The organism is Streptomyces sp. 7-21, from assembly GCF_016741785.1.
Taxonomy (GTDB): Bacteria; Actinomycetota; Actinomycetes; order Streptomycetales; family Streptomycetaceae; genus Streptomyces.
Genome location: NZ_JAERRL010000001.1, coordinates 198,060 through 221,551, shown reverse-complemented (window position 1 = coordinate 221,551; position 23,492 = coordinate 198,060). Strand labels below are relative to the sequence as shown.

Below are 23,492 nucleotides of genomic sequence, written 5' to 3'. Positions count from 1 at the left end.
CGGCTACCGGACGCCGTCGGCGACCGGCAGGAGCTGCGGCAGCCCGGCCGCCTCGGCGGCCAGCAGCCGTGCCGCCCGCTGCTCGCGCAGCTTCAGCTGCGCCAGGCCGCGGCGGATGCGGTCCACGGGCAGCGCGGGCAGCCCGGCCTGGTAGGCGCTGACCCGGTCGGACAGCACGGTGGCGAGCTGCGCGACGCGGGCGTAGGCGGACCTGACCCGCTCGCCGTGGCGGGTGTGGGCCAGGAAGCGGCTGAACAGCGTCCGCGAACCGGCGAGCAGGGCCAGGCTGTTGACGCTGGGGGCGCGGTACGGCGCGGCGGCCGACGCGCGTTCGGTGACGAGGTTGTCGGCGATGACGTCGTAGAGCTCGAAGCCGTCGCGGTAGTGGGACAGGAAGTCGCGGTAGGCCTCCTCGAACGCCGACCGGTCCGGCCCGGAGACCTGCCTGACGGTGGCGCAGCCGGTGAACCAGCGGGCCGGTTCGCTGGCGTAGCCCTCGCGCAGCACGTCCCAGCTGACGGTCAGCGGGACGTACTCGTGGTCGTCGGTGGTGTTGTCGACCAGCAGCACGCCGCTGTCGCTGACGCCGCAGACGAGGTACGAGTGCAGCAGCTCGTACTCCTCCGGCAGGGTGCCGGCGCGGCGCATGAACTCGACCCAGTGCGGGAAGTGGTGCCGGGGCGCATAGAAGAACACCGGCTGCCCGGCGGCGAGGTACTCGGGCAGCTCGGCCTCGAAGCGGGCCAGGTCCACGCGCCCGGCCGTCTGGACCTCGAAGCCCAGCAGCCGCAGGTCCGCGTCGGTCACGTACGGCGTCTCGAAGGCCCAGCGGTCCTCGCCGTGCAGGTAGCAGTGGCGGTAGATGGCGCTGGTGGAGCCGAGCGCCCCGTACATCAGCAGGTCGGTCCAGGGGCTGCGGCTGCCGGCGTAGGCGAGCAGCTGGGTCTTGCGGCAGTGGAGGTGGTTGTTCGGATCGCGGGTGCGGATCCGGTCCACGTCGGGCAGCGTGATCATCCGGTCGACAGGCAACGGGACCTCCGTTCGGTAACGGTGCGAGCCCGGCTGCTCAGGTGGGCGGGCCGCGGATCGCGGTGCCACGGCCGGCGGGGTACAGCGCCGTACGCGCGGGCGTCGGGGCGCGCGATCAGAAGACGGGTGCGCGGCTCGCGCCGCGGCGTTCCCCCGTGGGACGGTCGGCGGCGGTCGCGCGGGCGGGCCAGCGACTGCGGTCGTGGATGTGCGACGGCGGATCGATGGCGAACTGTCGTACATGTGCTTGTGGGCGTGAAGATGTCAGCCGCCGCGACCGCCGGTCAACGAATCGAGAGCGATTTCCGGGCACGGCGCGGGGACTGGGCCTCCGGGGCGCCGGGCGCGGCCGCTGAGCTGCGGGAACGCGGGCCGCACGGCCGCGCTGGGGGCCGGCGGTGGCGGCGTCCGCGCTGGTGAGCCGGGCCGGGCGGCGGGCGGTTTTGTCCTGACCGGGTATCTGCGGCGCGTTCAGACGCCCGGCATGCGCCGTTTGCCCCCTGCCCTTTCGGGCGCCCGGAGGGAGCTCCCGGGGAAGCGGAACTGCCTGCTTGTCCCGCTGGTTTGCCCGCGCATACGGTCAGCCGGGCAGCTCGCGGTCGAGCAGGGCGAGGTCGGTGGGCACCAGGGTCGCCGAGGTCACCAGGGCGGTCAGCAGGTCATGCAGGGAGGCGGGCGTGCCCGCCTCAGCGGCCAGGCGGGCAGCGACGGACGCGGTCCGGGCGTCGATGCCGGGCGACTCCCAGTCGGTCCGGGGCCGCAGGAACCGCAGCTGGTGCAGCGCCGCGCGGCGCGGCAGCGGGCGCGGCCGGGGCTCGCAGCGCAGATAGCGCTGGCCCAGGACGACGAGGAGGAGCCGTTCGTCGTCGCTGAGCCGGCACAGCGGCCGGGCGTGCCGGGCACCGGACACCCCGCCGCTGACGTACAGCTCGACCAGGTATTCGCGGTAGCCGGAGCCGCGCACGAAGACGGGCGTGTACCCGTCGGCGAGCGGCAGCGGCCGGGCGAGGGGGCACAGCGGCTCGCCGCCGGGCAGCCGCAGCGGCCCCTGGCCGGTGTTCCGCAGCCACCAGCGGCCGCCGTAGAAGGTGAGTTCGCCCTGGCGGCGGCTGACCCGGCGGTCGTCACCGCCGACGCGCAGGTCGGTCTCCGGGCGCTCGCCGCGGCCGAACCGCACCACCAGGCCGGGCGCGGGCGCCGCCGTGATCCGGCACGTGGCCGAGCTGGCGTGCAGCGTGCCGGTCCGGGAACACGGGACGCCGTGGGCCAGGCTGCGGGGACGCCTCATCTCCGGACTCCTTCACGTGGCGGCTAGCCACCACTGTCCGGCGGGCGCGCGGGACCCCTCCCCCGGGCCGCTGCCGGGGGAGGGCCGGGTTGTCTCAGTCCGCTTCCAGGCCCCGGTCCAGCACTTCGAGGTCCGGCGGCACGAGCGTGGTGGACTCCACCAGCTCCCGCAGCAGGTTGTGCATCAGGGTCGAGTCGCAGGCGTCGTCGTCCTCGTCGCGCACGAGCTTGGCGCGCACGGTCCCGGCCTCGTGCAGCCGCCGGCGCACGGCGGCGACGCGGTCCTCGACCTTGCGCTTGGTCCAGCCGTACTCGGGCTGGAGCGCCCGCAGCTGCGCCACCGCCCGCCGGTACACCAGCGGCCGCGGCTCGGGGTCGTACCGCAGGTACTCCTGGCCGATCACGATGAGGGCCAGCCGCTCGTCGTCGGACAGCGGCCACCGCTTCGGGGCGACGGTGAGGGCCGTTTCCTTGGCGCCCGGGCCGTCGTCGTCGTAGTCGGTCACGTACAGCTCGACCAGGTGCTCGCGGTAGCCGGAGCCGCGCACGAAGACGGGCGTGTACCCGGCGGACAGCGGGATCGGTTCGGTGGCGGCGTGCATGAGCTGGCCGCGCGGCAGGCGCAGCAGCTGCTGCCCGGTGTTGCGCAGCCACCAGTTCCGGCCCCGGTAGGTGAGTTCGCCGTGGCGGCGGCTGACGTGGGTGTCGTCGCGGCCGACCTGGAGGTGGGTGTCGGGTTTGCCGCCGCGGCCGAACCGGATGGTGCGGCCGGGGGCGGGGGCGACGCGGATGCCGCCCGCCAGGGAGCGGGCGTGGAGCGTGCCGGGCTGGGAGGACGGCCGGTCGCCGGGTGAGAGGCGTGCCAGGCTGGGGGGACGGCGGGCACTCATCTCCGTTCTCCTTCGGGCTGGTGCTGACCGCAGCCTTTCAGTATGGGGCGCGGTGCCCGGGAGCCCTCCCGGGCGGCATCGCCGGGTCGCCGGGTCGCCGGGTCGCCGGGGTTGCCGCGGCGCCGGCCGTGCCGCGCCGTCACCGCGCGGGCAGGCCGCTGGCGGCGGAGGCGGCGAGCTCGCTGGCCATGCCGCACAGCTCCGGCATGGGGTCGTGGGGTCCTCTGACATGCACGCGCACGACCTCGGCGGCGGGTTTGCCGTCGCGGCCGTCGTACTCGCGGTAGACGACGTAGACGGTGCAGGTCTCGTCGCCGTCGCCGCCCTCTTCCACGTAGGCGTCGTAGCCGTGGGAGCGGAAGTGGTCCTGCGCGACCTTGGGGAACTGCTCCAGCTGGTCGCGGTGGAACCGCACCCCGGCCTCCAGGCCGCGCTCGCCGCCGGTCCACTCGCAGCTCCAGCCGGCCACGCCGGTCTCCGGTTCCTGCCCCGCCAGGCCGGGTACGGCGGACGGCGCGTCGTCGTCGACCAGGTCGCAGGCGTTCTGCCAGACCAGGGAGGAGTCGGGGTAGGGCGGGGAACGGCGCGGCAGCGGGCCGCTGGCGAGCGTGGTGGCGGCGGCACGGGCGGCCTCGTCGGCGACCGAGCACAGCGCGACGCCGCCGCCGGTGACCGTGCCCTCGGCCTCGTTGGCGCGGATGCCGACGACGATGCCGTCGGCGCGGTCCTCGGGCGGCAGCACGAGCAGTTCGCACTCGTCGTCGTCGGACGGCAGCTCGACGACGCTGACGCCGCCGACCGTGTACACCGGAGGCGACAGCTCGGACGGCGCGCTGTTGCGCAGCGAGACCTCCACGTCGATGCGGGTCTCGTCGTCGGGGCGGATCAGCACGTCGCAGCGGTTGAAGTTGCCGTAGTCGACGTCCACCCGCGTGTGGCCGAAGCGTTCCAGGACGGAGTCGTCGGACAGCGCGCACACGTCGGCGGTGCGCGGGTCGCCGAACAGCGAGGGCGGGCCGTCGTCCTGCTCGTGGGCGGCGCCGGACGGCCCGTCGCGGCCGGCGCCGGGGAGGGTGAGCAGGCCGGCGGCCAGCGCGGCGGCGACGGCGGCGGCCAGCAGCAGCCAGCGCCGCCGCGCCGGGCGCCGGGGCGGCGGGTCCTGGGCGTCACCGGGTGCCGGGGTGACGTCGCCGCCGGCGCCGGTGCCGGCCTCGGCTGCGGGCGCGTCCGCGGGGGTGTCCGCGGCGGTGCCGGCCGGGACGGGGACGGTGCCGGGGGCGGTGCCGGGGGCGGGTTCCGCGACGGCCGCGAGGAGCCGGGCGGCCTCGGCGGCGCTGGGGCGCTGCCGCGGGTCGCGCCGCAGCATGGCGGACAGCACCGGGTACAGCGGCCCGGCGGCGTCGGCGTCCATCTCCACGATGCCCTGCTCGGCCTTCCAGTGCGCCAGGCGCTCGGCGTCCTCCTCGTCCGCGCCGTCGTCTTCGCTGGCCTCGCCGGTCTCGTCGTCCAGGTCGTCGAGGTCGTCCAGGTCCTCCAGGTCCTCGCCGCGCGGGGGCGAGCCGGTGACGAGCGCGTAGAGCGTGGCGCCCAGGCAGAAGACGTCGGAGGCGGGCCGGGGGATGCTGCCCCGGGCCAGTTCGGGGGCGGCGAAGTCCGGGGTGAAGCTGAACGGGCCGTTGGCGGTGACGGTTTCGGTGCCGCCGACGCGGTAGGCGGCACCGAAGTCGAGCAGTTTGGCGGTGCCGCGCCGGGTCAGGCCGACGTTGGCGGGCTTCACGTCGCAGTGCACGATGCCTTCCTCGTGCAGCGCGGCGAGCGCGTCGGCCAGCTCGGCGCCGATGCGGGCGGCGCGGCGCGGCGGCATCGGAGGATGCTGGTCCAGCCCGCCGCCGGGGACGCGTTCCATGACGAACCAGTGCGTTGGCTCGTGCTCTCCGGGCGAGGGCGCGGCCACCACGTCGTACAGGGTGACGACGTTCGGGTGGTCCCGGAGTTTGGCCAGGGCCCGGGGCTCGCCGAGCAGCCGCCGTGACGCCGCTTCGCGGTCGCCCTCGGCGCGCGCCGGCTTGAGGGCGACGTCCTGCCCGAGCACCTCGTCGTGCGCGAGCCACACGTCGCCGTTCCGGCCCGCGCCGATGACCTCCGTCAGCACGTACCGGCCGGCGAACCTGTCTCCGGGACGCACGGTTCTCCCCTCACCCCTGGCCCGGCACGCGCGGCCGCTCGACCACGTCCGGACCGGACCTCGCTGCGTACGGCGGACAGTACACAGTTTCTCACCGCACGTCCTCACCGCCCGGATCCATGGCCAAAATTTGACGCTCCGTCACTGTGACGGGTGAGAGGGGTCTCGGCGCGAGCGGCCTACGGTACCCGGGAACCGGAGGAAGGAGCCCTTGTGATGGCACGTATGCGGACCCTCGTTCTGGCGGGCGTCGCCGCGGCCGCGGTGACCGCCGCGCTGGGGCTGCCCGCACAGGCGGGCGCTCCCGCTCCCGGGCAGGCCGGCCCCGCCCAGTGCGCCTACCCGGCGGACGTTTTGGACCTGACGGGGTGGAAGCTCACCCTGCCCACCGGCGAGGAGGAGGACCCCACCGAGATCGAGCAGCCCGAACTGGACACCTTCGCGGTGGCGCCGTGGTTCGAGGCCAGCGAGGACTGCGGCGCGGTGGAGTTCCGCGCCGCCGTCAACGGGGTGACGACGGGCGGCTCCAGCTACCCGCGCTCGGAGCTGCGGGAGATGACGGCGGACGGCGAGGACCTGGCGAGCTGGTCCACCACGGACGGCACCCACACCATGGAGCTGACCCTGGCGTTCATGGCGCTGCCCAACGACAAGCCCGAGGTCGTCGGCGCGCAGGTGCACGGCGGGGACGACGACGTGACGACGTTCCGGCTGGAGGGCGACAGCCTGTACATCACCGACGGTGACGACTCCAACCACCACCTCGTCACCGACGACTACGAGCTGGGCACGCCGTTCGACGCCGCGTTTGTCGCGGAGGACGGCGAGATCGACGTGTACTACAACGGGCAGCTGGAGACGACGATCTCGCACGAGGACGACAGCAACTACTTCAAGGCAGGGGCCTACACGCAGGCCAACTGCGGCAACTCCGGCCCCTGCGACGAGGACAACTACGGCGAGGTGCACATATCCGCGCTCGAGGTCAGCCACTCCGGCTGACCAGCGCCTGGCCGGAACCTGGCGGCACCGCGCGCCGGGCCCGCCGCCGCGGGCCCGGCGCGCGTCGCCGACGGTGCGTCAGGCAGCGGGCCGGTGTCCGGGGCGGCGCTGGACGTAGAGCCGGTTGCCGCGCGGGCCGGTCCACTCGACGCGGACGACGCCGGGGACGGCGGCGTCGCCCACGCGGGCCGGATCGGACCAGTAACCGGCCACCGGGTTGCGGAAGAACGTCGCCCACAGCCCGCCGTGGTGGTCCCGGAAGAAGTTGTTGTGGCCCGCGCCGACGCCCGCCGTCCAGCGCGGGGAGTAGGGGCCCTCGAAGGAGTCGGCGACGGCGACGACCGCGTCGTACTGGTACTGGGTGCGGCCCGGGCCGGGGTTGTCGTAGGCGTAGCGGGTGCTGCCGTCCGGGTTGGCCGAGGCCCGGTTCCAGGCGGCCTGCAGCAGGTAGTACTTGCCGCCGTGCCGGAAGACGTAGGCGCCCTCCAGGTACGGCTCGGGCTCGTACCGCGTCTGCTGGAACTCCGGCAGGTTCACCGCCGGGACGATGTCCTCCATGTCGTCCCGGAACCGGGCGTACAGGTGGTTGTGGAGCACCAGCCAGGCGTCGTCGCCCTCGGTGTACATGCTGCCGTCGATGTGGTGGTAGGCGCCGGGCTCGATGAAGTCCGGCCCGCCGGTGAAGGCTTCGCCGAACGGCTTGTCCGCGTTGCCCGCGGCGAGCCGGTACGGGCCCTCGACGCCGCCCTCGCTGATCAGCAGGAACGAGCCGACCTTCCGGGAGTGGTCGCCCATGCAGGCCACGAGGTACCAGGTGCCGCGGAAGTAGTGCAGCTCCGGCGCCCACACCTGGCCGCGCTTGCCGAACTCCTCGTCGTACCAGTACTCCTGCCACGGCGCGACGACCGTGCGCCCGGGACGGTTCTCGCCGGCGAACTCCGGCGACCACACCTTGCCCTTTTCGGCACCGGGCCGGATGCCGGTGGTGTCGGCCAGGCGCCACGGGCCGTGCAGCGCCGGCGCGGTCCACACGAAGATGCCGTCGTTCCACGGGGCGGCCACGTCCAGGCCCGGCACCCGGGTGGTGCCAGTGGCGACGTACAGCGGACGGCCGCCCACCGTGAAGCAGTTGACGTAGGTGTCGCGCATCCAGACCCGGCCATGGTCCTCGTCGCGGGGGCGCAGCTCCAGCGGCAGGACGAAGGAGTTGTCCTCGCGCGGCCACAGGTCGGGCCGGGTGTCGGCGAGGCCGTAGGGCTCAGGGGCGGGCCAGTTGGCCGGGTACCGGCCGCCGGGCAGCGCCGCCACGGCGCCGAGGGAGCCGGCGGCCGCCAGCAGGGTCCGGCGGTGCAGGGGTGATCGGCTCGCGGCCCCGCCGCCGTTCTCAGGTCTGGTCACCAGTCACGTCCTCCTTCGAGGTCGTCGGGCCGGATGGCATGCCGCACAGCATGAGAACGGCCGCAAATTTTCGTCAACACCTGGAAAAATCCGTTTCGGTGCGGCGCCGGCGCCGCCAGACCCGTGGCACTGGCCATCTGCGCAGGTCACGCGCACACACCAGCCGCCGCCGCGACATCACGATCGGACAACGCCACCCGCCGGACCGCGCGCGGGAACGAGGCGTCCCGGAAGCAACGCCCCCGCACCGCCCTCCCGGTGCGGCTCCCCCGCCCAGCCTGGCAGCGTTTCGCGAACATCCGGTTGCCTGCCATGAACTTTTTTCCGGGCTGTTGACGAAAAAATCTGGCCGCCCCCATCATCGGCCGCATGCGCACCTCCCCCGGCCCTCTCTCCCGGCTCCGGCGCAGCCACGAGCAGAAGGTCCTCGGCCTGCTGCGGCGCCACGGCCCCCTCAGCCGCGCCGAGCTGGGGCAGCGGACCACGCTGTCCCGCACCACGCTGTACGACATCGTCGGCACGCTGGTCGCCAGCGGCGCCATCGTCACCGCCCCCGGCAGCGACGGCCCCCGCAAGCGCGGGCGCCCGGTCGAGCGGCTGACGCTCAACCCCGCCGCGGGCCAGGCGGTCGGCATCGACTTCGCGCGCCGCGCCGTGCACGTGGCCGCCGTCAACGTCGCGCACGAGGTCATCGGGGCGGTGAGCGAGACACACCCGCCGGACCTGCCGTGGCCGCGCCGGGTGGAGCTGGCCGAACGGCTCGCCGTCTCGCTGGGCGACGGCACGGTGCGGCTCTCCGCGCTCGGCGCCGTGGGCGGCGTGGGCGTGGGCGTCGTCGGGCCGGTGGGGCCGCCCGCCGGGCCCGGGCAGCAGGACAGCGGTGACGGGAGCGGCGGCCCGCACGCCGCGCTGCCGCCGTTGCTGGAGAAGCGTTTCGGCGCCCCGGTGCTGCTGGACAACAACACCCGCCTGGCCGCACTCGCCGAGGCGACGTGGGGCGTGGCCACCGGCCACCAGGACGTGCTGTACCTGCGGCTGTCCGACGGCGTCGGCGGCGGCCTCGTCGCCGACGGCGGCCTGCACCGGGGCGTGGACGGGCTCTCCGGCGAACTGGGCCACATCACGGCCGATCCGGGCGGCCGCCGCTGCGAATGCGGCGGCACCGGCTGCCTGGAGACCGTCGCGTCGGTCGGCGCCGTCCTCGACGCCTACCGGTCCCGCGGCGGCACCGCGCCCGGCATGCCCGCGTTCCTGGCGGCCGTGGCGGCCGGCGACCCGGTCGCCCGCGAGGTGCTGGCGGCCGCCGGCGGCTACGTCGGCACGGTGCTCGCCGCCGTCTGCAACGCGGTCGGCCCCAGCGTCATCGTCCTCGGCGGGGCGCTCACCGAGGCGGGCGAGGCGCTGTTCGGCCCGGTGCGGCGGGCGCTTCACGCGCACCTGATGCCGCTGATGCGCGACCGGATCAGCCTGCGCCGGGCGGCGCTCGGCGACGCCGGGGGCGCCTACGGCGGCATCGCCCTCGTGCTGCGCGAGTCACCGCTGCTGGCCCACTACCCCGGCCCCGACGCCGGGACCGGCGCCGGACCGGCGGACGCGAAGGAGGACACATGAGCGGCACCAAGGCGGCGCCCGGCACGCTCACCCCGCAGCCGCCGCCCGGAAAGCAGCGGCGCCCCCGCGGCGGCCCCCAGCGGTCGCGCGGCGGACGGCGGTCCGCGCTGCTGCTGAACCTGGCCGCGCTCGTGCTGGGCGTCTGCGTCTGGGCGGTGCTGGCATGGCTGGACGTGCAGGGCCTGCCGGGCCCGGCCGCCGTGCTCGCCGAGGCGGGCGAGCTGGCCGGGGACGGCACCCTGGCCGAGGACATCCTGGCCAGCGTCCGGCGCGTGCTGACCGGCTTCGCGCTCGGCTCGCTCGCGGCCGTGGCGGCCGGCTTCCTGATGGGCTGGTACCCGCTGGCGCGCGGCCTGCTGGAGCCCTACGTGCAGTTCTTCCGCACCATCCCGCCGCTGGCGCTGATCCCGCTGACCATCGTGCTGCTGGGCATCGGCGAGACCCCCAAGATCACGGTGATCTTCCTGGCAGCGTTCCTGTCGTGCGTCGTCGCGACCCTCCAGGGCGTGCTCGGCGTGGACCGGACGCTGATCAACGCCGCCCGCGTGCTCGGCGCCGGGGACCGCACGATCTTCCTGAAGGTCATCGTCCCCTACTCCGCGCCGTTCATCCTCGTCGGCATGCGCATCGGCCTGGGCGCCTCGTGGAGCACCCTGGTCGCCGCCGAACTGATCGCCGCCCAGGAGGGCCTGGGCTACCGCATGCAGCAGGCGCAGATCTACTACGACCTCCCCACCATCTTTGTCGGGCTCCTGACCATCGGCGTGCTCGGCCTGGCGATGGACCGCGTGCTGCTGCTCGCCGAACGACGCCTCACCCGCTGGCAGGAGCGCCGATGACCCCCAAGATCTCCTTCCGCGACGTTACGCGGACCTTCCCGCTGGACCGGACAGCCTTCACCGCGCTGGGCGGCGTGACCCTGGACGTGGCCGACGAGGAGTTCGTCACCCTGGTCGGGCCCTCCGGCTGCGGCAAGAGCACGCTGCTCAACCTGGCCGCCGGGCTCGACGAGCCGACCTCCGGCGAGGTGCTGGTGGACGGCGCCCCCGTCACCGGGCCCGGCCCCGACCGGGGCATGATCTTCCAGCAGTACGCGCTCTTCCCCTGGCTGACGGTGCGCGGCAACGTCGAGTTCGGCCTGAAGCTGGCCTCGCTGCCCGCCGGCGAGCGGCGGCGGCGCGCGGACCGCGCCATCGCGCTGGTGGGGCTGACGGACTTCGCCGACGCGCTGCCGAAGACGCTGTCGGGCGGCATGCGGCAGCGCTGCGCCATCGCCCGCGCTTACGCGGCCGACCCGCGGGTGCTGCTGATGGACGAGCCGTTCGGGGCGCTGGACGCCCTCACCCGCGTGCAGCTCCAGAACCAGCTGCTGGAGACGTGGAGCCGGGAACGCCGCACGGTGCTGTTCGTCACCCACGACGTGGACGAGGCGGTCTACCTGGCCCGGCGGGTGGTGGTCATGGCGGCCCGGCCCGGCCGGATCCACCGCGTCGTGGACGTGGACCTGCCCTACCCGCGGACCGAGGAGGTCCGTCTGTCCCCGGAGTTCGCCCGCATCCGCAACACCGTCTGGCGCGCGGTGTACCACCAGGAGCCCGCCCCCGCCACCGGCGGCTGAGAGTCCCCGCCGCCCCTCTCCTTTTCCCGGTTTTCCCGCTTCTTCCGCCCTTTGCCCGCAGTCCCCCAGGGAGTCCCGTCATGCGCACACAACGGCACGCCACCGGCGTCACCGCCGTCCTCGCCGCCCTCACGCTGCTGGCCACCGGCTGCGGCAGCGACGGAGGCGGAGGCGATGGCGACTCCGTCAGCTTCGGCTACATCCCCGACTTCAACGGCGCCAGCCTGCTGGCCATCGCCGAGGACCAGGGCCTGTGGGAGGAGGAGGGCCTGTCGGCCGACTACGAGACCTTCACCACCGGCCCGATCCAGGTGCAGGCTCTCGGCTCAGGAGACCTGGATTTCGGCTACATCGGCCCCGGCGCGATGTGGCTGCCCGCCTCCGGGCGCGCCGACATCGTCGCGCTCAACACCCTCACCTACGCCGACCGCGTGATCGCCCAGCCCGGCATCGGCTCGATACAGGAGCTGCGCGGCAAGCGGGTCGGCGTGGTGGACGGCACCTCCGCGGCGAGATGGTGCTCAACCTGGCGCTCCAGGAGGCCGGGATGAGCAAGGACGACATCGAGGCGGTCTCGATGGACGCCGCCACGATCGTGTCGGCGTTCGTCTCCGGCGAGATCGACGCGGCCGGCCTGTGGTACCCGGCCATTGACCAGATCAAGGCGCAGGTCCCCGACCTCACCGAGCTGGCGAGCACCGAGGACGTCGAGGACGCCGCCTTCCCGACGGCGTTCGTCTCGGCGGACGGCGCCGACCGGGAGCTGACCGAGCGGGTCGTGCGGGTCCTGCAGCGCGCCAACGACTACCGGGCCGGCCACGAGGACGAGGCCATCGCGCTCTCCGCGGCGATGCTGGACCGCAGCGAGGAGGAGGTCCGCGCGGACGCCGCCCACGTGGAGACGATGACCACCGAGGAGCTGGTGGCCGTCACCGAGGACGGCACGGCCGCGGGCTGGCTGGAGCAGCTGGCCGAGTTCTTCGTCGCGGCGGGCAGCCTGGAGGAGTCGCCCGACGTGTCGAGCTACTACGCCGGTGACCTGTACTCCGAGGTGTTCGCCCAGTGAATCTGCTGTTCCTGATGACCGACCAGCACCGGGTGGACACCCTGGGCTGCTACGGCAATCCGCACGTGTCCACGCCGCACCTGGACCGCCTGGCCGCGACCGGCACCCGGTTCGACCGGTGCTACACCCCGACCGCCATCTGCACCCCCGCCCGCGCCAGCCTGCTGACCGGGCAGGCCCCGTTCCGCCACCGGCTGCTGGCCAACCAGGAGCGGAACGTGGGCTACCAGGAGAACCTCCAGGACGGCACGTTCACCTTCCCGGCCGCCCTGGGCGAGCGCGGCTACCAGCGGGGCCTGATCGGCAAGTGGCACGTCGGCACGCGCAACGCCGCCTCCTACGGCTTCGACGGCCCGGACCTGCCGGGCTGGCACAACCCGGTCGGCCACCCCGACTACTTGGCCTACCTGGAGGAGAACGGCCTGCCGCCGTACCGGATCTCGGACCCGGTGCGCGGCACGTTCCCCCACGGCGGGCAGGGCAACCTGCTGGCTGCGCGGCTGCACCAGCCGGTGGAGGCGACGTTCGAGTACTACCTGGCGACCCGGGCCATCGAGCAGCTGGAGCGGTACGCGGCCACCGGCGAACCGTTCTTCCTGGCCACGCACTTCTTCGGCCCGCACCTGCCGTACCTGCTGCCGGACGCCTACTACGACCGCTACGACCCGGAGCTGGTCGAGCTGCCGCCGTCGGTCGCCGAGACGTTCGCGGGCAAGCCGCCGGTGCAGCGCAACTACAGCGCGCACTGGGCCTTCGACACGATGCCGCTGGAGGTGACCCGCAAACTGGTCGCCGTCTACTGGGGGTACGTCACGCTGATCGACGAGCAGATCGGCCGCATCCTCACCCGGCTGGAGGAGCTGGGGCTGGACCAGGACACCGCCGTGTTCTTCACCGCGGACCACGGGGAGTTCACCGGGGCGCACCGGCTGCACGACAAGGGCCCGGCGATGTACGAGGACATCTACCGCATCCCCGGTCTGGTGCGGGTGCCGGGCGCACCGCCGCAGGTGCGCCAGGAGCTGGTCACGCTCACGGACTTCACGGCGACCCTGCTTGAGCTGGCGGGGTGCGACCCGTCGCCGGCCGTGGACAGCCGCAGCCTGGTGCCGCTGGTGCGCGGCGAGCGTCCCGAGTGGCCCGAGGAGCTGGTCGCGGAGTTCCACGGGCACCACTTCCCGTACCCGCAGCGGATGATCCGCGACGGCCGCTACAAGCTGGTGGTTAACCCGGAGTCGGTCAACGAGCTGTACGACCTCGCGGCCGACCCGCACGAGCTGGCCAACCGGTACGAGCACCCGGAGTTCGCGGGCGTGCGGCGGCGCCTGCTGCGGCGGCTGTACGACCTACTGCGGGAGCGGGGCGACAACTTCCACCACTGGATGACGTCGATGTACGACATCGGCGCGCCCGACTACGACCCGACGCTGAGCGCGTTCGAGACGGACGCCCCCACGTGGGACGGCCGCCAGAAGGCGCCCAGCTGACCGTGCCCGCCGCTGGCGGCCCCGGGCGGCGGGGCCGGCCGGCGGCCGGTCATCCGCGCGGGGACGTCCTCTGCGTGCCCGCTGACCGAGAGAAAGACTGTACGGGCGGGCCGCGCCCGCGTAGCGTGCGTGTGCGGAACGCTGACCGATCCCTGTCTCGTCTGTCGCCGGGAGGCAAACGTGCTGCGGGCAAAGGAATCTGGCGGGCTCAACCCGCGAACGGTGGTGGCCGGCGTGGCTGTCGTCGCGATCAGTGCCACCGGGGTGCTGCTCAACGTCGGCGGCCCGTCATTCGGCAGCGAGCCCGCCGTCCCCGCGAGCGACGAGGTGGAGCAGCTGCGCGTCGAGGTCCTGGAGACGCTGCCGCACGACACCGACGCCTTCACGCAGGGTCTGGAGCTCTCCGGCGGCGTGCTCTACGAGGGCACCGGGCTCAACGGCGAGTCCTCCGTCTCGGCCACCGACTTCGCCACCGGCGAGGAGCTGGCGCGGGCGGAGCTGGACGACGAGTACTTCGGCGAGGGCATCACCCTCACCGACGACGCCCTGTGGCAGCTGACGTGGCTTGAGGGGGTTGCTTTCGAGCGCGACCCGGTGACGCTCGAGGAGCGGCGGACGGTCACCTACGAGGGCGAGGGCTGGGGACTGTGCTACCAGCCCGAGCAGGACCGGCTGGTGATGAGCAACGGCTCGGGCACGCTGACGTTCCGCGACCCGGAGACGTTCGAGGAGACCGGCAGCGTCGAGGTGACCGCCGGCGGCGAGTCCGTCCGCAACCTCAACGAACTGGAGTGCGTCGACGGCGAGGTCTACGCCAACGTCTGGCTGACGGACACGATCCTGCGCATCGACCCCGAGACCGGGGCGGTCACCCACGAGATCGACGCCTCGGGGCTGCTGACTGAGTCCGAGGCGCAGCAGGCCGACGTGCTCAACGGCATAGCCAAGGCCGAGGAGGAGGACGAGTTCCTCATCACCGGCAAGCTGTGGCCGCACCTGTTCCGCGTGCGGTTCGTCCCGGCCGGCTGACGCCCTCCCAGGCCGCGGAAGAAGCACGCGCCCCGCCGGGTGCGCTTCCCGTGCGCGTGTCACGGACCGGCGCACCGGGCGGGCGGCCCTCCGCGGAGCCGCGGGCGGTCTTATGCGGTAACGGCAGCGACGACCACGGAGGCCACAGCGGACACCAGGCCGCCGACGGCGATAAAGGCATGAAACTTCTCCTTGGCCGTGGGAAAGACAGCCCGTGAGAAATCCCCCGCCTTGTTTCGCAGCACGATCATCTTGAGTTTCTGCCAGCGATGCTGGCGCCTTCTGCATCCCATGAGAATTCCATAGGCGTTGTCGCGGCAGTACGTCACGCCATCGCGGTTGACCGCCCCGCACCACACCGGCACGTAAAAGGACGCGTACCCCAGGACCGCGAGCGACAGCAGGAACACCACGGGCAGCGCCCCCTCTCCCCAGGCAACGATCAGGGCAGCTGCGGCAACGTAGCCCCAGTAGGCGCGCAAAGCCTTCATGCGCACGAGAGTAAAGCCGCACGGCCAGGTCGGTAGGGCACGGGATTTTTGGTGTTGTCCGCGGCCCGAGCCGCTGGCGTCACCGCAGCCGCAGCGAACCCGTGCGTCACCCCGGAATTCTCAGCCGCCACACAGACGCATGCCCGCGCCACCGCCGTGGCCTTCTGCCGCTTTTCCGCGCGCAGGCACCACCGTGCGGCCCGCGGCCAGCCCGCGCCGGCCGGGAGGGCTCAGTCGAGCGGGGCCAGGGCGGGGCGCTTCGGGGGCCGGCCGTCGCCGGAGGAACGGCCGGTGAGACGGCGGCCGATCCACGGCAGCAGGTGCTTGGTGGTGAACCGGGCGTCGGCGCTGATCCGGGCGGTCAGAGGCTGCGGCACGGGGGCCGGCAGCGGGGCGTCCCAGTCGAACCGCGGCGGGTAGCCGAGCGCCTGCCACACCGCCTCGGCGACCCGCCGGTGGCCCTCGGCCGTCAGGTGGAGCCGGTCCTCCGCCCACAGCCGGGTGTCGCCCAGCGTGCGCGAGGAGTACAGGTCCACGACCAGGGCGTCGTGCCGCGCGGCGAGGTCATCGATGAAGCGGTACAGGCGGTCCAGGCGGCCCCGGTAGCGTTCCAGCACCGGGCCGCGCCGGGCCGGCGAGCGCATGAGCACCAGGCGGGAGCAGGTCGGCGCAAGCGTGGCGGCGGACCACGCCAGCCGTTCGCAGACGGCGTCCAGGTCGCAGCGGGGGCGCAGCACGTCGTTCAGGCCGCCCACCAGCGTCACCAGGTCGGCGTTCATCGCGGCGGCGACCTCGACCTGCTCGCGGGCGATCTGCGCGATCAGCTTGCCCCGCACCGCGAGGTTGGCGTACTGGAAGTCCCGCTGCTCGGCGGCGAGACGCTGGGCGAGACGGTCGGCCCAGCCCCGGTACGACCCGTCCGGCAGGAGGTCCGACATGCCCTCGGTGAAGGAGTCCCCCAGGGCGACGAAACTGCGGAACCGTGGCGCGTCGTTCATGGCGTTCACATGCTAAACCCGGACGGAACGCACGTGGCTTCCCCCGCCCGCGCGGAGGTCGGACCTGACCGCCGGGTGCTCCCCGGCCGCGCGGCGGTTCCATGGCCGGATCACGGCGCGAAGCGGCAGAAAGATCCGATGTACGCTGCCCATGCCGCCCTGCTGGGGAGAGGGGACTGCGCGATGTCGGTGACCGATGACGCCATAGAGGCGATCAAGCAGATGATCGTGGACGGCGAACTGCGGCCCGGTGACCGGCTGCCCCGCGAGTCCGATCTCGCCGAGCGGCTCGGCCTGTCGCGCAACTCGCTGCGCGAGGCCGTGCGCGCCCTGTCGCTGATCCACGTGCTGGACGTGCGGCGCGGCGACGGCACGTACGTGACGAGCCTGGAGCCGTCGCTGCTGATGGACGCGATCGGCTTCGTCGTGGACTTCCACCGCGACAGCACGGTGCTGGACTTCCTGGAGGCCCGGCGCCTGCTGGAGCCCGCCGTCACGGAGCTGGCCGCCACCCGGATGCCGTCGGCGGACATCGAGGCGCTGGCCGCCCTGCTCGACTCGCTGGGCGAGCGGCCCACGGTGGAGGAACTCGTCGAGAACGACCTGGAGTTCCACCGCCGCATCGCCGCGGGCTCGGGCAACGCGGTGCTGGCCTCGCTCGTCGAGGGCCTGTCCGGCCGCACCCAGCGGGCACGGACCTGGCGCGGCCTGACGCAGCAGGGCGCGGTGGAGCGGACGCTGGCCGAGCACCGCGCCATCCTGCGGGCGCTGGCCCGCCGGCAGAGCGACGTGGCCCGTGCCGCCGCGGCCGTGCACATCGCCGGGGTCGAGGAGTGGCTGCGCCAGACGCTGGTCGAGCGGCCCTGACCCGTGAGGAGGAGGCCCGGACCGGCGCCAGTGGTCGGGTGTATGGAATCGATTTCCCGCACGGGCACCCGGACCCAGCGAACGTAACCGGCCGTCTTGACGACCCATAGGTCGGATGTCATGGTCACGATGACGTCGCTCACACAAGGGAGTGCGCCGTGACCCGTCGCACCGGCATGCTGACCCACGCCCACGTCGACCGCGACCTCATCCGCCCCGGCTGCGGCCCCGGCCCTCGCCCGGAACCGGAGGGCTGCCGTGACTAGCGCCGCCGGCGAGGCGCCGCCGCTACTGGAGGCCGAGGGCGTGAGCAAGAGCTTCCCCGGCGTGCGCGCGCTGGACGGCATGCGCCTGCGGCTCCACTCCGGCGAAGTGCTGGCGGTGGTCGGCGAGAACGGCGCGGGCAAGTCCACGCTGATGAAGCTGCTGTCCGGCATCTACCCCGCGGACGCCGGGCACTTCCGGCTCGACGGCAAGCCCTACCGCCCCACCAGTCCCCGGCACGCGCTGGCGCTGGGCATCAGCGTCATCCACCAGGAGTTCAACCTGGTGCCGGACCTCACCGTCGCCCAGAACATCTTCATCGGCCGCGAGCCCCGGCGCCGCGGCGGGCTGCTGCTGGACGAGCGCCGCCTCAACGACGACGCCACCGCGCTGCTGGAGCGGCTGCGGATGCCGCTGGACCCGCGCACCGTCGTCGGCAGGCTCACGGTCGCCCACCAGCAGATGGTGGAGATCGCCAAGGCGCTGTCGTACGAGCCGCGCGTGCTGATCATGGACGAGCCGACCGCCGCGCTCAACGCGGCCGAGGTCGCCACGCTCCACGGCCTGATCCGCCGCTTCACGCGCCCCGGCACCGGCGTCATCTACATCTCGCACCGGATGGACGAGATAAAGCAGATCGCCGACCGCATCACCGTCATCCGCGACGGCACCTACATCGACACACTCGACGCCGCCTCGGCCGGCACCGCCACGGTCATCTCCCTGATGGTCGGGCGGGCGCTGGGTGACGGCGCGCGGCCGCAGGGCGTGCGCCCGGACCGCGAGACCGTGCTGAGCGTGCGCGGGCTGAGCACCAAGAAGCTGCTGCGGGACGTGTCGTTCGACCTGCGGCGGGGCGAGATCCTCGGCTTCGCCGGGCTGATGGGCGCCGGCCGGACGGAGGTGGCCCGCGCCCTCGTCGGCGCGGACCGGAAGGAGTCCGGGCGCGTCACGCTGCGCGGCGAGGAGGTCCGGATCGCCAGCCCGGCCGACGCCGCCCGGCTCGGCATCGGCTACCTGTCCGAGGACCGCAAGCGGTACGGCCTGCTGCTGGAGCAGGACGTGACCTCCAACATCGTGCTCGGCGCGCTGCGGGAGCGCTTCACGCGCGCCGGGTTCGTGCGCGACCGCCGGGTGCGGGCGGAAGCGGAGCGGTCCATCAGGGCGCTGCGCATCAAGACGCCGTCCGCGCGGCAGACGGCCAAGCACCTCTCCGGCGGCAACCAGCAGAAGGTCGTGCTGGCCAAGTGGCTGGCGAAGGACTGCGACATCCTCATCGTCGATGAGCCGACGCGCGGCATCGACGTGGGGGCCAAGGAGGAGATCTACGAGCTGCTCAACGACCTGGCGGCACAGGGAAAGTCAATTGTCATGATCTCATCAGAGCTACCCGAGGTCCTGCGCATGTCCCATCGCGTCGTCGTGATGAGCGGGGGCCGGGTCACCCGCGTCCTCGACGCCGCCGAAGCGACCCAGGAGACGATCATGCACTACGCCACCGTGCGCCCCGGCGCGCCGGACAGCGGCCCCGGCGCCGGGGCCGGCGAGAAAGCGGTACGGCCATGACGGTCACCAAGGCGGCGCCGCGCCAGGGGCAGTGGGCGAGCGGGGCCGTGAACACGCTCAGGGGCAGGCTCCAGCAGCTGCTGGCGTTCGCCAGCCTGATCGTGATCTACACCTTCTTCGCCATCGCGAGCCCGTACTTCTTCACCTACGACAACTTCATGGCCATCCTCTACTCGACGGTGGTCATCGGCACGCTCGCGGTCGGCACGACGTTCGTCATCATCTCCGCGGGCATCGACCTGTCGATCGGCACCGGCATGGCGCTGTGCGCCGTCATGTCCGGCGTCTTCCTCGTCAACGCGGGCCTGCCGCTCACCGTCGGCCTGACGCTGACGATCCTGTTCGGCGGCCTGATGGGGCTGGTCAACGGCGTCAACGTGGCGCTGCTGCGCATCCCGCCGTTCATCGCGACGCTGGCGATGATGATGGCCGCCGAAGGGCTGGCGCTGGTGGTGTCCGACAGCACGCCCATCTACTTCACCGACGTGGCCGGGTACACCGCCCTGTCGACCGGCACCCTGATCCCCGGGCTGGACATCCCGAACGCGGTGCTCATCCTCGTCGCCGTCTCCGTCGTGGCGGGCCTGCTGCTCACCAAGAGCGTCCTCGGCCGCTACACGTACGCGATCGGCAGCAACGAGGAGGCGACCGCGCTGTCCGGCATCGACGTGCGGCGCTGGAAGATCATGATCTACACGTTCGCGGGCCTGTTCACCGGCCTGGCGGGCGTGCTGATCTCGGCCCGGCTCGGCTCGGCGCAGCCCGCCACCGGCATGGGCTACGAACTCCAGGCGATCGCCGCCGTGGTGATCGGCGGCACCTCGCTGTCCGGCGGCAAGGGCTCCATCCTGGGCACGCTCATCGGCGCGCTGACCATCTCCGTGCTTGACAACGGGCTCCAGATCATGTCGATCGCGCAGGAATGGCAGCGGGTGGTCCTCGGCTGCGTGATCCTCCTCGCCGTCTACACCGACCGCGTCCGCAGGAAGGACTTGTGAGGACACGATGACCACGGGCACGACACCAGGCACGACCGCGAAGGGCACGCCGAAACCGCGCACGGGGCGGGTGACGAGGGCGTTCGCCGCCGCGGCCGCCGCCGTGCTGGCGCTGACGCTCACCGCCTGCGGCGAGAACGGCGGGGGCGCCCAGGGCGGCGGCCCGCGGATCGCGATCGTCTCCAAGGGTTTCCAGCACCAGTTCTGGCAGTCCGTCAAGCGCGGCGCCGAAGAGGAGGCGCGGGAGCGCGGCGCGGACGTGACGTTCGTCGGCCCGGCCACCGAGTCCGACGTCGAGGAGCAGATGAACATGCTCACCAACGAACTGGCTCGCTCCCCCGACGCCGTGGGCTTCGCCGCGCTCGACTCCCAGGCCGCCGAGCCGCTGCTTCAGCAGGCCGGGTCCCAGGGCATCCCGGTCATCGCGTTCGACTCCGGCGTCGAGAGCGACGTCCCCGTGACGACGGTCGCCACGGACAACCGGGCCGCCGCCGCCCTGGCCGCCGAGCACCTGGCCGAGGAACTCGGCGGCGAGGGCACGGTGGCGCTGGTGGCGCACGACCAGACCAGCCTCTCCGGGCGCGACCGCCGCGACGGCTTCATGGACTGGATGGCGGAGAACGCCCCCGGCATCACCGTGCTCGACCCGCAGTACGGCGGCGGCGACCAGCTTCAGTCCGCCAACATCACCAAGTCGATCATCCAGGCCAACCCGGACCTCGACGGCATCTACGCCACCAACGAGGGCTCGGCGATCGGCGTGATCAACGGCGTCCGCGAAAGCGGCCGGGACGACCTCGCCATCGTCGGCTTCGACTCCGGCCAGGCCCAGATCGACGCCATCACCAGCGGCGAGATGCTCGGCGCGGTCACCCAGGACCCCCTGGACATGGGCCGCCAGCTCGTCGACGCCGCCCTGCGGGCCCTGGACGGCGAGGAGCTGCCGGAACGCATCGACACCGACTTCTACTGGTACGACCAGTCGAACATCGACGATCCGGAAATCCAGGACGCCCTGTACGAGTAACCGCCCGGCCCCGTCCCCGCCGCCGGGGGACGCGGCGGCGGGCACGGGAGCATGACGGGCATGGAGATCAGGGAACTGCAGCAGCGGCTCGACGCGTTCGCCCGCGAACGGGACTGGGAGCGGTATCACACGCCGAAGAACCTGGCCATGGCCCTGGCCGGGGAAGTGGGCGAGCTGCTGGAGGTCTTCCAGTGGCTCACGCCCGAGGAGTCGGCGGACGTGATGAACCACCCGGAGCGTGCCGAGGCCGTCAGCCACGAGATGGCGGACGTGCTGGCGTACCTGCTGCGCCTGGCCGACGTTCTGGACCTGGACATCGCCCAGGCGCTGCGGGAGAAGATGGAGCTCAACGCGCTGAAGTACCCGGCTCCGGCCGCGCGGGACGGGGACGGCGCCTAGGCGGCGGGACGGGCGCCCGGCCGCCGCTCACGGGCGGCCCCCCGGCCCCGCGCCCGGCCCGGGCGCGGGGCGCCGCGGGCCCGTCATCGCTATCAGCCGCAGCACGACCGCCGCCAGCAGGAAGCCGTACGACGCGGTCAGCGGCGTCTGCCACGGCCCGTCGGGCACCAGCAGGGCCATCACCGACAGGCAGCCCACGGTCCCCGCGCCCGCCAGCACGCTCAGGCCGTAGACGGCCGGGCGGCGCACCTTCCGCCGCTCGCGGGGCGGCACCCAGCCGCGCGTCAGCGACGCGAGACCCCAGACCAGGCCGAGCGCCGTGCCCGCGAAACCCACCAGTGCGTACGCCACCATGCCGCCACCGTCCCCCGTGCTGTCCGTCGTGCGTGTCCGTCACCCAGCAGTCTGGCAGGCGGCACTGACAACGGACCGGGCGGGCCGCCGGGGAACCGGGGCCCCTGCCGCGGTGCCGGCTACGGCTCCACGGCGGTCAGCGGCGCCGCGGCACGCGCCAGCGCCGCGGAGAACTCATCCAGCAGGCCGTGCAGCGGCTCGGCCGCCACCGGATCGACCACCAGCGTGCCGTCGCCGGCCGGGGTGAGGTGGCGGTCGAGGACGAACCAGCCGCGGGTGACGTGCGCCGCGCCCATGGCGGAGAGCACCGGCCGCAGCGCGTAGTCGATGGCCAGCACGTGGGCGGTGGTGCCGCCGGTGGCCAGCGGCAGCACGGTCTTGCCGGTGAGGGCGTACTGCGGGAGCAGGTCGAGCAGCGACTTCAGCAGCCCGGAGTACGCCGCCTTGTACACGGGGGTGCCGATGACCAGGCCGTCGCTGGCCTCGATCTGGCGGGCCACCTCGGTGATGGCGGGGTGGCCCGGGTCGGCGCCGGTGAGCGCCTCAGCCGGCAGGGCACGGGCGTCGAGCGGGACGACGTCGTGGCCGAGCAGGGCGAGCCTGGCGTCAAGGTGGCGCAGCAGGCGGGCGGTTCGGGACGTGGGTGAGGGACTGCCGGACAGGGACAGAACACGGGCCATGGGATACCTCGGGATCGTTGATCGTGCGGCGGGGGCCTGGGAGGCGCTCACGGGCGGGACGCGGGCGGGCCGCTACCCGGCGAGCGCGGGGACGGGCGGCGCGGCGGCGCCCTGGCCCTGCCACAGGCCGCGCTCGCGCAGCAGCGGCAGGACGCCCTCGCCGAACCAGTAGGCCGCCTCCAGGTGCGGGTAGCCGGAGAGGATGTACTCCGTCACGCCCACCCGGTGGTACTCCTCGATGAGGTCGGCGACCTCGGCGTGGCTGCCGACGAGCGCGGTACCCGCGCCGCCGCGCACCAGGCCGATCCCGGCCCACAGGCCGGGGTAGATCTCCAGGCCGTCGCGGCTGCCGCCGTGGAGGTCGAGCATGCGGCGCTGGCCCTCGGACTCGCTGCGCCGCAGCCGCTCCTGGGCGTCGCGGATGGCCTCGTCGCTGAAGCCGTCCAGGAGCCGCCGGGCCTCGGCCCACGCCTCCTCGGAGGTGTCGCGGTTGATGACGTGCAGCCGCACGCCGTACCGGAGGGTGCGGCCCTGGGCGGCGGCGAGGTCGCGGACGCGGCCGATCTTGTCGGCGACGGCGGCGGGCGGCTCGCCCCAGGTCAGGTAGACGTCGGCGTAGCGGGCGGCGACGCCGAGGGCGGCCGGCGAGGAGCCGCCGAAGTAGACGTCGGGCACCGGGTCGGGCACGCGCGCCAGCCGGGCGCCCTCGACGCGCAGGTGTTCGCCGGCCAGGTCCACCGTGCGGCCCTCCCACAGGCCGCGTACCACGTGCAGGAACTCGCCGGTGCGGGCGTACCGGTCGTCCTTGCCGAGGAAGTCGCCGAAGGAGCGCTGTTCACCGCTCTCGCCGCCGGTGACCACGTTGAGGAGGAGGCGCCCGCCGGTCTGCCACTGGTAGGTGGCGGCCATCTGGGCGGCGAGGGTGGGTGAGAGCAGGCCGGGGCGGAAGGCCACGAGGAACTTCAGCCGCTCGGTGCGCTGGCTGATCATGGCGGTGGTCAGCCACGCGTCCTCGCACCAGGTGCCGGTGGGCGTCAGGACGGCCTCGAAACCGAGGCGTTCGGCGGCGGAGCCGATCTGGGACAGGTAGGCGACGGACGGCGGCCGGGCGTCCCCGGCGGTGACGGCGGCGCCGTGGCCGCCGCCGACGACGTGACGGCTGTCGCCGCTGGTGGGCAGGAACCAGTGGAAGGTGAGGGACACGGGCAGTCCTTTCGTTCTCGCGGACGCGCGGGCGGTCGGCGGG

Annotated in this window: 21 protein-coding genes and 1 pseudogene; 12 read left to right on the top strand and 10 right to left on the bottom strand. The window is 73.3% G+C overall.

Annotation, left to right across the window (positions count from 1 at the left end):
- Nucleotides 1-3 precede the first annotated feature (3 nt).
- The 4 genes from JK356_RS01020 to JK356_RS01005 all read right to left on the bottom strand — a co-directional run bounded on the left by JK356_RS01020 (nt 4) and on the right by JK356_RS01005 (nt 5,391).
- Nucleotides 4-1,029, bottom strand: coding sequence for a hypothetical protein (locus JK356_RS01020; protein ID WP_201865519.1), 1,026 nt, complete (start codon nt 1,027-1,029; stop codon nt 4-6).
- Nucleotides 1,030-1,609: 580 nt separating this feature from the next.
- A complete protein-coding gene (locus JK356_RS01015; RefSeq protein WP_201865518.1) occupies nt 1,610-2,317 on the bottom strand; it encodes an FHA domain-containing protein in 708 nt (235 codons plus the stop codon).
- Nucleotides 2,318-2,411: 94 nt separating this feature from the next.
- Nucleotides 2,412-3,206, bottom strand: a complete 795-nt coding sequence (locus JK356_RS01010; RefSeq protein ID WP_201865517.1) for an FHA domain-containing protein — start codon at nt 3,204-3,206, stop codon at nt 2,412-2,414.
- Between the two features lie 139 nt (nt 3,207-3,345).
- A complete protein-coding gene (locus tag JK356_RS01005) occupies nt 3,346-5,391 on the bottom strand; it encodes a serine/threonine-protein kinase (protein WP_201865516.1) in 2,046 nt (681 codons plus the stop codon).
- A gap of 216 nt (nt 5,392-5,607) precedes the next feature.
- Here JK356_RS01005 and JK356_RS01000 point away from each other — a divergent pair, with 216 nt between their 5' ends.
- Nucleotides 5,608-6,393 (top strand): polysaccharide lyase family 7 protein, encoded by a 786-nt coding sequence (locus JK356_RS01000; protein WP_201865515.1) that lies wholly within the window; start codon nt 5,608-5,610, stop codon nt 6,391-6,393.
- Between the two features lie 78 nt (nt 6,394-6,471).
- Here the strand turns inward: JK356_RS01000 and JK356_RS00995 are convergent, their stop codons facing one another.
- A complete protein-coding gene (locus tag JK356_RS00995) occupies nt 6,472-7,791 on the bottom strand; it encodes a family 43 glycosylhydrolase (protein ID WP_307815349.1) in 1,320 nt (439 codons plus the stop codon).
- 369 nt (nt 7,792-8,160) lie between these two features.
- Between JK356_RS00995 and JK356_RS00990 the strand changes: the two genes are divergently transcribed.
- The 6 genes and pseudogenes from JK356_RS00990 (at nt 8,161) to JK356_RS00965 (ending at nt 14,602) form a co-directional block, all read left to right on the top strand.
- The gene (locus tag JK356_RS00990; RefSeq protein ID WP_201865514.1) at nt 8,161-9,402 is read left to right on the top strand and encodes an ROK family transcriptional regulator; all 1,242 of its coding nucleotides are present in this window, start codon (nt 8,161-8,163) and stop codon (nt 9,400-9,402) included.
- Nucleotides 9,399-10,241: an ABC transporter permease gene (locus JK356_RS00985; protein ID WP_201865513.1), complete on the top strand. Its 843-nt coding sequence runs from the start codon at nt 9,399-9,401 to the stop codon at nt 10,239-10,241. Before JK356_RS00990 ends, JK356_RS00985 begins: the two co-directional genes overlap by 4 nt.
- Nucleotides 10,238-11,020, top strand: a complete 783-nt coding sequence (locus JK356_RS00980; protein ID WP_201865512.1) for an ABC transporter ATP-binding protein — start codon at nt 10,238-10,240, stop codon at nt 11,018-11,020. The genes JK356_RS00985 and JK356_RS00980 overlap by 4 nt, the downstream gene beginning before the upstream one ends.
- A gap of 80 nt (nt 11,021-11,100) precedes the next feature.
- A pseudogene (locus tag JK356_RS00975) lies at nt 11,101-12,086 on the top strand (aliphatic sulfonate ABC transporter substrate-binding protein).
- Complete coding sequence (locus JK356_RS00970; RefSeq protein ID WP_201865511.1) at nt 12,083-13,573, top strand: sulfatase-like hydrolase/transferase; 1,491 nt, start codon at nt 12,083-12,085, stop codon at nt 13,571-13,573. Before JK356_RS00975 ends, JK356_RS00970 begins: the two are co-directional and overlap by 4 nt.
- A 234-nt stretch (nt 13,574-13,807) precedes the next feature.
- Nucleotides 13,808-14,602 carry a glutaminyl-peptide cyclotransferase gene (locus tag JK356_RS00965; protein WP_307815348.1) on the top strand — a complete coding sequence of 265 codons (795 nt, stop codon included), beginning with the start codon at nt 13,808-13,810 and terminating at the stop codon, nt 14,600-14,602.
- A gap of 110 nt (nt 14,603-14,712) precedes the next feature.
- Here JK356_RS00965 and JK356_RS00960 read toward each other — a convergent pair whose 3' ends face one another.
- Together JK356_RS00960 and JK356_RS00955 are read right to left on the bottom strand one after the other, a co-directional pair.
- On the bottom strand, nt 14,713-15,093 hold the full coding sequence (locus JK356_RS00960) for a hypothetical protein (protein WP_201865510.1): 381 nt from the start codon (nt 15,091-15,093) through the stop codon (nt 14,713-14,715).
- A gap of 230 nt (nt 15,094-15,323) precedes the next feature.
- Complete coding sequence (locus tag JK356_RS00955) at nt 15,324-16,091, bottom strand: SGNH/GDSL hydrolase family protein (RefSeq protein ID WP_201865509.1); 768 nt, start codon at nt 16,089-16,091, stop codon at nt 15,324-15,326.
- 183 nt (nt 16,092-16,274) lie between these two features.
- Between JK356_RS00955 and JK356_RS00950 the strand changes: the two genes are divergently transcribed.
- From JK356_RS00950 to JK356_RS00930, 5 genes are all read left to right on the top strand, one after another.
- On the top strand, nt 16,275-16,958 hold the full coding sequence (locus tag JK356_RS00950; RefSeq protein ID WP_201865713.1) for a FadR/GntR family transcriptional regulator: 684 nt from the start codon (nt 16,275-16,277) through the stop codon (nt 16,956-16,958).
- Between the two features lie 258 nt (nt 16,959-17,216).
- Nucleotides 17,217-18,788 carry a sugar ABC transporter ATP-binding protein gene (locus JK356_RS00945; RefSeq protein ID WP_307815346.1) on the top strand — a complete coding sequence of 524 codons (1,572 nt, stop codon included), beginning with the start codon at nt 17,217-17,219 and terminating at the stop codon, nt 18,786-18,788.
- On the top strand, nt 18,785-19,786 hold the full coding sequence (locus JK356_RS00940) for an ABC transporter permease (protein WP_201865508.1): 1,002 nt from the start codon (nt 18,785-18,787) through the stop codon (nt 19,784-19,786). The genes JK356_RS00945 and JK356_RS00940 overlap by 4 nt, the downstream gene beginning before the upstream one ends.
- Nucleotides 19,787-19,793: 7 nt before the next feature.
- Nucleotides 19,794-20,813, top strand: coding sequence for an ABC transporter substrate-binding protein (locus JK356_RS00935; RefSeq protein WP_201865507.1), 1,020 nt, complete (start codon nt 19,794-19,796; stop codon nt 20,811-20,813).
- Nucleotides 20,814-20,864: 51 nt separating this feature from the next.
- Nucleotides 20,865-21,212, top strand: a complete 348-nt coding sequence (locus JK356_RS00930) for a nucleotide pyrophosphohydrolase (protein ID WP_201865506.1) — start codon at nt 20,865-20,867, stop codon at nt 21,210-21,212.
- Nucleotides 21,213-21,239: 27 nt separating this feature from the next.
- On the opposite strand, the gene JK356_RS00925 is transcribed toward JK356_RS00930, so the two are convergent.
- The 3 genes from JK356_RS00925 to JK356_RS00915 all read right to left on the bottom strand — a co-directional run bounded on the left by JK356_RS00925 (nt 21,240) and on the right by JK356_RS00915 (nt 23,449).
- A complete protein-coding gene (locus JK356_RS00925) occupies nt 21,240-21,566 on the bottom strand; it encodes a hypothetical protein (protein WP_201865505.1) in 327 nt (108 codons plus the stop codon).
- Nucleotides 21,567-21,685: 119 nt separating this feature from the next.
- Entirely contained in the window at nt 21,686-22,246 is a 561-nt protein-coding gene (ssuE, locus tag JK356_RS00920; protein ID WP_201865504.1) for an NADPH-dependent FMN reductase, read from the bottom strand.
- Nucleotides 22,247-22,318: 72 nt separating this feature from the next.
- Nucleotides 22,319-23,449 (bottom strand): LLM class flavin-dependent oxidoreductase, encoded by a 1,131-nt coding sequence (locus JK356_RS00915; RefSeq protein WP_201865503.1) that lies wholly within the window; start codon nt 23,447-23,449, stop codon nt 22,319-22,321.
- Nucleotides 23,450-23,492: the final 43 nt, after the last annotated feature.